Source organism: Oceaniferula marina (genome assembly GCF_013391475.1).
In the GTDB taxonomy this organism is placed as follows: Bacteria; Verrucomicrobiota; Verrucomicrobiia; order Verrucomicrobiales; family Akkermansiaceae; genus Oceaniferula; species Oceaniferula marina.
Window position 1 is genome coordinate 1 of record NZ_JACBAZ010000081.1, and the last position, 281, is coordinate 281.

A 281-nucleotide genomic window follows, 5' to 3' on the forward strand; every position below is an offset into this window, starting at 1 on the left:
CATTTCTTCGGCAAGCAGGCGTCCATATTCGTAGGCTGATTGGGGGTTCCAAGTGCAAGAGAGGTTGATACCCACTGGCAGGGCTGAAGGCTCCGTGTGGCGGGTTATCCCCTGAGGTCCGTCTGCGAGCATGATTTTAGAAATGCCAAGACGTTTCACTTCTCCCGCCTCCATCCAGCTGCGGCCGTAGCAAAGTTCTGCTTTTTCTGTGAGGGTAAGTTCTTTGAGGATGCTTTCTACGCGTTTTTCGAGTGGCTGGTCAGCTTGCTTCCAGATGGGGG

Annotated in this window: 1 pseudogene; it reads right to left on the minus strand. The window is 53.7% G+C overall.

Going from position 1 to position 281, the window contains the following annotated elements:
* A pseudogene (locus tag HW115_RS19590) lies at positions 1 to 281 on the minus strand (hypothetical protein); the annotation flags it as partial.